This is a genomic window from Sphingomonas sp. 2SG, assembly GCF_005503285.1.
Taxonomy (GTDB): Bacteria; Pseudomonadota; Alphaproteobacteria; order Sphingomonadales; family Sphingomonadaceae; genus Sphingomonas; species Sphingomonas taxi.
Genome location: NZ_SCMZ01000022.1, coordinates 56,336 through 64,295 on the forward strand (window position 1 = coordinate 56,336; position 7,960 = coordinate 64,295).

Genomic DNA, 7,960 nt, shown 5'->3' on the forward strand with positions numbered 1-7,960 from the left:
GGTATTTACGTTCCCGTCATGCCGGATTTGATCCGGCATCCCGCTTCTTCGAATCGTCCGAAGAAGCGGGACCCCGGCGCAAGGCCGGGGTGACGGATCGGGTTTGGCAAGTCGTCCGGGTCACTCGATCGTTCATATGCGATCGCCCTGCCCACAATCGGGGAGGATACGGCACGCTCCTCTGGGCGCGTCACCCCGATCGCAGCAGCGCGACCCCGGCATCGCGGTCGAACAGGTAGAGCGCCACGCGCGCCGCCTGCCCCCTTGGTCCCTCCAGCCCGCCGTCGCGATCGATCAGCAACCGGGCGTCGTCCTGCGCGCATTGCAGCAGGTCGGCGAGCATCTCGGGGAGCGCGAGGCGGAAGGTCACCTCGCCCGACTGGCGGGTGCCGAGCAGTTCGCCGCCGCCGCGCAGGCGCAGATCCTCCTCGGCGATACGGAAGCCGTCGTTGCTTTCGCGCATCAGGGCGAGCCGCGCGCGCGACGTTTCGCTCAGCGAGGCACCGCGCAGCAGCAGGCAGCGCGACAGACCGCCGCCACGCCCGACCCGGCCACGAAGCTGGTGGAGCTGGGCGAGGCCGAAGCGGTCGGCGTGCTCGATCACGATCAGGGTCGCATTGGGGACATCGACGCCGACCTCGATCACGGTGGTCGCGACGAGGACGCTCAGCCGGTTGGCGAAGAAGGCTTCCATCACCGCGTCCTTCTCGGCGGGCTTCATCCGGCCGTGGACGACGCCGATCCGCTCGCCGAAGCGGTTGCGCAGCGTCTCGGCGCGCATCTCCGCTGCGGCGAGGTCGCTCTTCTCGCTTTCCTCCACCAACGGGCAGACCCAATAGGCCTGACCGCCGTCGGCCATATGGCGGCCGATCGCGTTGATCACCTCGTCGAGCCGGTCTTCGGAGACAACGCGCGTCTCGATCGGCTCGCGGCCGGGCGGCATCTCGTCGAGCCGGCTGACGTCCATCTCGCCATATTGCGCGAGCGTCAGCGTGCGCGGGATCGGCGTCGCGGTCATCGCGAGCAGGTGCGGCGGTGCCTTGCCCTTGGCCTGCAACAGCATGCGCTGCGCGACGCCGAAACGGTGCTGCTCATCGACGACGACGAGGCCGAGGTCCTTGTAGCCGACCGCCTCCTGAAAGATCGCGTGCGTGCCGACGAGGATGTCGATCTCGCCGCTGGCGAGCGCCATCAGCGTCGCCTCGCGCGCCTTGCCCTTGTCGCGGCCGGTGAGGACGGCGATCTCGATCGGCAGGCCGGCGAGCAGTTTGCGCAGGCTGTCGTAGTGCTGGCGGGCGAGGATCTCGGTGGGGGCGAGCATCGCGCCCTGCGCCCCCGCCTCGACCGCGATCAGCAGAGACATGGCGGCGACCAGCGTCTTGCCCGAACCGACATCGCCTTGCAGCAGCCGCAGCATCGGCGCGGTCTGGGCGAGGTCGCCCTCGATCTCCGCCACCGAGCGGGTCTGCGCGCCGGTCGGCGTGTAGGGCAGGCGCAGCAGGTCGCGCAGCCGGCCGTCGCCGACCAGCGCCCTGCCCCGCCGCTTGCGCGTATCGGCGCGGACCAGCGTCATCGCGAGCTGGTTGGCGAAGATCTCGTCATAGGCGAGGCGTTCGCGGGCGGTCTTGTCGGCGGGGTCGGCGTGGATGCGCTGCAAGGCCTCGCGCCAGTCGGGCCAGCCGCGCTTGGCCTTGAGGCCGGGCTCGATCCACTCCGCCAGCTCTGGCGCGCGCTCGATCGCCTGCGCGGCGAAGCCGGCGAGACGGCGCGAGGTAAGGCCTTCGGAGAGCGGGTAGATCGCCTCGCGCTCGCGGAAGACCTCGTCGGGTTCGCCGAGGTCCGGGTGGATGATCTGGAGCGTCTCGCCGTAGCTTTCGAGCTTGCCCGACACGCGACGCGGCTCGCCGAGCGGCAGCAGCTTCTTCACCCAGCCCGACGAGCCGCCAAAATACACTAAGTTCACGCTATTGCCGGCCGCGTCGGTGGCCTGGACGCGGGTCGGGCCGCGACCGGTGCTCGTCTTATAATCGCGTGGAATCAATGTGATAGCGACGATGCGGCCGGCATCGGCGATGTCCAGCGCGTCGCGCGGCAGGCGATCGATCCAGCCGCTGGGCAGATGGAAGGCGACGTCGACGACGCGGGCGAGGCCGAGCCGGTCGAGCGGCTTGGCGAGGCCGGGGCCGACCCCCTTCAGGGCGGTGACCTCGGCGAACAGCGGATTGAGGATATCGGGGCGCATGACTACATGACCGCTATACCGTACCCGACCGCCGCGGCCAGCGGTTGCCGGGCTATTTGCATGGGATTGTCGATGGATCACGCCACCCGCCTCAAGCGCATGAAGTTTCGTGCCTGGCATCGCGGCACCAAGGAGGCCGATCTGATGATCGGCGGCTTCTTCGACGCGCACGGCGCGGACTGGACGCCGGAACAGCTCGACTGGTTCGAAACGCTGCTGGAGGAGCAGGACGTCGACATCATGGGCTGGGCGATCGGATCGCTGCCCTGCCCGCCCGAATGGGACGGGCCGATGATGATGCAGATGCGTTCGCTGAGCTACGTGCCGGTCAGCCGCTGACACTGTCGGCGGTTTGCGAAGGTCTCGCCGCCTCCACCCGTCACCCCGGACTTGTTCCGGGGTCCACCGGGCCGCAGGGGTCCGCTCACGCCTCCAGCCCCGCTCCCCGCCGCGGGGTGGACCCCGGAACAAGTCCGGGGTGCCGGGGAATATTAGGGCGAGCTACCTGCTCCATCGGCCGACCCATTTCGTTCATGCCATCTCCCGGCGCTTCGTCCGCAAAGGCGCCCAACCGAGAAAACAATGCCCGATCTGAAGACGATCCTGTCCGCCAAGACCCCGTTGACGCTCGCCGGCGTCCCCGCCGGGTTCCAGCCGTCGCTGCTGGCCGATCTCGCGCGCGCCGCGGCGCATAGCGGCAAGGGCGGCCGTGCGGTGTTCGTCGCGCCGGACGATGCGGCGATGCGCGCGGTCGCGGCGACGGCAGCGTTCTTCGCGCCCGAGCTGGAGGTCATCAGCTTCCCGGCGTGGGATTGCCTGCCCTATGATCGCGCCAGCCCGACGCTGCGCATCATGGCGGAGCGGATCGCGGCCTTGTGGCAGTTGCAGCGACCGAAGAAGACGCCGCAACTCGTCCTCACCACCGCCAATGCGGCGACGCAGCGCGTGCTGACGCCGTTCCGCATCCGCCAGCTCGTCGCGACGCTGGAGCCCGGCGCGCGGATCGACCGCGACGATCTCGCCCGGCTGTTGCAGGCGAACGGCTACGTCCGCACCGAAACGGTCCACGACCAGGGCGAATATGCGGTGCGCGGCGGCATCCTCGACCTGTTCCCGAGCGGCGAGGAACAGGCGCTGCGCCTCGACTTCTTCGGCGACGAGATCGAGACGGTGCGGACCTTCTCCCCCGAGGACCAGCGTACCACCGGGCGGATCGACGGCTTCACGCTGCTGCCCGCGTCGGAAGCGCTGCTCGACGAGGAATCGATCAAGCGCTTCCGCACCCGCTATCGCGACAAGTTCGGCGCCACCGCGACCGGCGATCCTCTGTATCAGGCGATCAGCGACGGGCGGCGGCTCGCCGGCATGGAACATTGGCTGCCGCTGTTCGAGGAGAAATTGGCGACGCTGTTCGACCATCTCTCCGCCGACGACGTGGTGGTGCGCGACTTCGGCGTCACCGGCGCCGCCGAGGGGCGGATGGAATCGATCGCCGATTATTATGAAAACCGCCAGCGCGCCGAGGCGGCGCAGCCGGGCAGCTATCGGCCGCTCGCCGCGAAGACGCTGTATCTCGACGCCAAGGAATGGGCGGCGAGTCTCGACGCCGCGCGCGCGCATCTGACGACGCCGTTCCACGAGCCGGAAAGCGCCACCGTCCTCGACTTCGACGTCGACGGGCCGCGCGATTTCGGTCCCGAGCGATCGGCGAGCGCCAACGTCTACGAGGCGGTGGTCGATCACCTCAAGGCGCTTCGCAAGGCGGGCAAGAAGCCCGTCCTTGCGAGCTATTCGGTCGGTGCGCGCGAGCGGCTGGGCAATCTGCTCAAAGACCATGGCCTCCACGGCGGCAAGGCGGCGGAGAGCTGGCAGGAGGCGCTGGGCGTCGCCGATACGGGCAAGTCGGCGGGCGTCGCGCTCGTCGTGCTGCCGCTCGACCACGGCTTCACCGCACCCGACGTCGCCGTGCTCACCGAGCAGGACATGCTCGGCGACCGGCTGGTGCGGCGCGCCAAGCGCAAGAAATCCGCCGACGCCTTCCTCGCCGAGATCGCGGCGCTGACGCCGGGCGACCTCGTCGTCCACAGCGACCACGGCATCGGCAAATATCTTGGCCTGACATCGATCCCCGTCGGCAAGAGCCCGCACGATTGCGTCGCGGTCGAATATGCCGGCGGCGACAAATTGTTCGTGCCGGTCGAGAATCTGGAAGTGCTGTCGCGCTACGGCTCGAACGAGGAGGGCGCGAGCCTCGACCGGCTCGGCGGCGAGGCGTGGCAGCGGCGCAAGTCGAAGATGAAGGAGCGGATCCGCGAGATCGCGGGCGAGCTCATCAAGACCGCCGCCGAACGCGCGCTGCACCCCGGCGACGTGCTCGAACCCGATGTCAGCGGCTATCCGAGCTTCGTCGACCGTTTCCCCTACGCCGAAACCGACGATCAGGATCGCGCGATCGAGGACGTGCTGGGTGACCTGTCGGCGGGCAAGCCTATGGACCGGCTGATCGTCGGCGACGTCGGCTTCGGCAAGACCGAGATCGCGCTGCGCGCCGCCTTCGTCGCGGCGATGGCGGGCAAGCAGGTCGCGGTGGTCTGTCCGACGACGCTGCTCGCGCGCCAGCATTACAACAATTTCAGCGCGCGGTTCGAAGGCTTTCCGATGAACATGGGGCGGCTGTCGCGGCTCGTCCCCGCGGGCGAGGCCAAGGCGGTCAAGGAAGGGCTCGCCGGCGGCACGGTCGACGTCGTCATCGGCACGCATGCGTTGCTGGCGAAGAATATCGACTTCAAACGGCTGGGTCTCGTCATCGTCGACGAGGAGCAGAGGTTCGGGGTGACGCACAAGGAGCGGCTGAAGGCGCTGCGTGCCGACGTGCATATGCTGACGCTGACCGCGACGCCGATCCCGCGCACGTTGCAGATGGCGATGAGCGGCATCCGCGAGCTGTCGGTGATCCAGACGCCGCCGGTCGACCGGCTCGCGGTGCGCACCTACGTGATCCCGTGGGACCCGGTGGTGCTGCGCGAGGCGCTGCTGCGCGAACATTATCGCGGCGGGCAGAGCTTCATCGTCACGCCGCGCGTCGCCGACCTGCCGGATCTGGAAGAGTATCTGCGCAACGAGGTGCCCGAGATCCGCTACGTCGTCGCGCACGGCCAGATGAGCCCGACCGAGGTCGAGGAGCGGATGAGCGCCTTCTACGACAAGAAGTTCGAGGTGCTCGTCTCGACGACGATCATCGAGAGCGGGATCGACATCGCCTCGGCCAATACGATCATCGTCAACCGCGCCGACCGGTTCGGGCTGGCGCAGCTCTATCAGCTGCGCGGGCGGGTCGGGCGGTCGAAGACGCGCGCCTATGCCTATCTGGTGACGCCGCCCGAGCGGCAGATGACCGAGACCGCGGAGAAGCGGCTCAAGGTGTTGTCGGATCTCGATTCGCTGGGGGCCGGTTTCCAGCTCGCCAGCCACGATCTCGATATCCGCGGTGCGGGCAATCTGCTCGGCGACGAGCAATCGGGGCATATCAAGGAGGTCGGCTACGAACTCTACCAGTCGATGCTGGAAGAGGCGATCATGGACGCCAAGGCCGGCGGCATGGCGCTGCGCCCGCGCGACTTCAGCCCACAGATCACGGTCGATGCGCCGATCCTGATCCCGGACGATTACGTGCCGGACCTTGATTTGCGGATGGGCCTGTATCGCCGGTTGAACGAGCTGGAGGACAATCGCGAGATCGAGGCGTTCGCCGCCGAGATGATCGACCGATTCGGGCCGCTGCCCGACGCGACCGACAATCTGATCCGGGTGATCGAGATCAAGCTCAATGCGCGCAAGGCGTGTATCGCCAAGATGGACGTCGGACCGCGCGGGGTGCTGGTCGGCTTCCACGACGATACGCCGCCCAACGTTCCCGGGCTGCTGGCCTATGTCGAGCGGCTGAACGGCGTCGCGAAGCTGCGGCCGGACAGCAAGCTGGTGCTCCAGCGGGCGTGGCCGGATGCGAAGTCGCGGCTGCATGGCGCGCTGCAATTGTCGAAGGGGCTGGCGAAGGCGGCGGGGTGAGCGGTTCGCGGCCATGCGCCGTTCGCCCCGAGCTCGTCGGAGGGCCTGAGTCTCACCTGCCCTTCGACAAGCTCAGGGCGAACGGAGGTAGGCCTGTTGGCGGGTCAGCTACCGTGGTCGGAGTGGCTGGCGAAGGCTGCGGGTGAGTGGCTTACGGCCACATCCTTTCCCCCGTTCGCCCTGAGCTTGTCTAAGGGCCTGAGTCTCACCGCCCCCTTCGACGCCGCCTGCGGCGTCGCTCAGGACAGGCTTCGACAGGCTCAGGGCGAACGGGCGTATCGGCCAGTCAGCTGCTGTGGTCGGAGACGATCTTCCAGCCGGCCGCCTGCCGCTCGAACAGCAGCGAGGTGACGCCCGCATCCTGCTTGCCGCCGGGATAGTCGAGCAGCCACTTCGCCCAGAGCATCCGATGGTTCGCGTCGATCCGGCGGAAGCCGAGCATGCGGAACGACAACCGCCCCCGCGCGGCAGGATCGGCACCGTAAGTCTTCGCATAGCGCGCGGCGATCGCCGGCTTGCCGCGGACGAGGCCATCCTTGGTGACGAACACCGCATCCTCGGCATAGACGGCGAGGAAGCGCGGCATGTCGCCCGTGCTCCAGCCGGCGGCGCTGTCGGTCATCGCCGCGGTGATCGCCGCCTCCGCGGTGGTCGGTGCCGCTGCCGCGGCGAGCATCATCGGTACGATCAGCATCGCGTCCCCTCCACCATCGTCGCCAGCGCCGCCTCGTCGAGCGGCTCGGCGAGCCAATAGCCCTGCAGATAGGCGCAGCCCTCCGCGGCGAGCAGGGCGCGCTGGGTGTCGGTCTCCACCCCCTCGGCGATCACCGGCAGGTCGAGCGAGCGCGCCAGCGTCATCACCGCGCGGACCACGCCGCGCTGCCGCGCGGTCGCGGCGATGCCGCAGGCGAGCGCCTTGTCGAGCTTGAGATAGTCGAGCGGCAGCGCGGTCAGATAGGCGAGGCTGGAATAGCCGGTGCCGAAATCGTCGAGCGCCACCCGCACCCCTGCCGCGCGCAGCGTGGCGAGGACCTCGGCGGCAGCCTCCAGATTGCGGATCGCGCCGGTCTCGGTGATCTCGACGGTGAGGCGGTCGAACGGCACGCCGCTCGCCGCGACCCGGTCGAGGAACAGCGCGGCGAAGCCCGGCCGGCCGAGATCGCCGGCGGTGAGGTTGAGCGAGACGCGCAAGGCCGACAGCGCGGCGGGCCAGGCGGCGACGCGGGCGAGCACCAGCCGCTGGATGTGATCGGACAAAGCGATGCCGAGGTCGGCGCGGTCGGCGGCGGCGAACAGCACATCGGCGCCGAGCGGGCCGAGCCGGCCGTGATGCCAGCGCGCCAGCGCCTCGACGCCGGTGATCGTCCGCGCATCGATCCGCGCCTGCGGCTGGAACAGCACGTCGATCTCGCCGCGTTCGATCGCGAGATGAAGGTCGATCGCCAGCGAATCGAGCGGCGCGGCACCCTCCGGCCCGGCGACGCGGATCATCGCGCCGTCGCTCGCCTTGGCGGCGACCAGCGCCTCGCCGGCGCGGCGGAGCAGCCGCGCGGCATCGTCGTCGGGACCGCTCGCCGCCATGCCCCAGCGGCTGCCCAGCACCGCCTGGCGCGCGCCGACCAGCAGCGGCTGGGCGAGCGCGGCGTCGAGCGC

Annotated in this window: 5 protein-coding genes; 2 read left to right on the top strand and 3 right to left on the bottom strand. The window is 69.2% G+C overall.

What is annotated here, in order from left to right:
- Positions 1 to 190: 190 nt before the first annotated feature.
- Entirely contained in the window at positions 191 to 2,242 is a 2,052-nt protein-coding gene (recG, locus tag FFS23_RS10925) for an ATP-dependent DNA helicase RecG (protein WP_137898647.1), read from the bottom strand.
- Positions 2,243 to 2,314: 72 nt separating this feature from the next.
- On the opposite strand from recG, the gene FFS23_RS10930 reads away from it, so the two are divergent.
- Positions 2,315 to 2,581, top strand: a complete 267-nt coding sequence (locus tag FFS23_RS10930) for an FAD assembly factor SdhE (RefSeq protein WP_038658272.1) — start codon at positions 2,315 to 2,317, stop codon at positions 2,579 to 2,581.
- A 243-nt stretch (positions 2,582 to 2,824) separates the two neighbouring features.
- Positions 2,825 to 6,307: a transcription-repair coupling factor gene (gene mfd / locus FFS23_RS10935; RefSeq protein WP_137898648.1), complete on the top strand. Its 3,483-nt coding sequence runs from the start codon at positions 2,825 to 2,827 to the stop codon at positions 6,305 to 6,307.
- Positions 6,308 to 6,593: 286 nt separating this feature from the next.
- Here mfd and FFS23_RS10940 read toward each other — a convergent pair whose 3' ends face one another.
- Both FFS23_RS10940 and FFS23_RS10945 read right to left on the bottom strand, forming a co-directional pair.
- Positions 6,594 to 7,001, bottom strand: a complete 408-nt coding sequence (locus FFS23_RS10940; RefSeq protein ID WP_137898649.1) for a YybH family protein — start codon at positions 6,999 to 7,001, stop codon at positions 6,594 to 6,596.
- Positions 6,995 to 7,960, bottom strand: a 966-nt coding sequence (locus tag FFS23_RS10945) for an EAL domain-containing protein (protein ID WP_137898650.1), incomplete at its 5' end; no start/stop codon positions are given. The genes FFS23_RS10940 and FFS23_RS10945, both read right to left, overlap by 7 nt.

Coding starts and splice junctions, on each gene's coding strand:
- recG (WP_137898647.1), bottom strand. CDS start 2,242: ATGCGCCCCGATATCCTCAATCCGCTGTTCGCCGAGGTCACCGCCCTG.
- FFS23_RS10930 (WP_038658272.1), top strand. CDS start 2,315: ATGGATCACGCCACCCGCCTCAAGCGCATGAAGTTTCGTGCCTGGCAT.
- mfd (WP_137898648.1), top strand. CDS start 2,825: ATGCCCGATCTGAAGACGATCCTGTCCGCCAAGACCCCGTTGACGCTC.
- FFS23_RS10940 (WP_137898649.1), bottom strand. CDS start 7,001: ATGCTGATCGTACCGATGATGCTCGCCGCGGCAGCGGCACCGACCACC.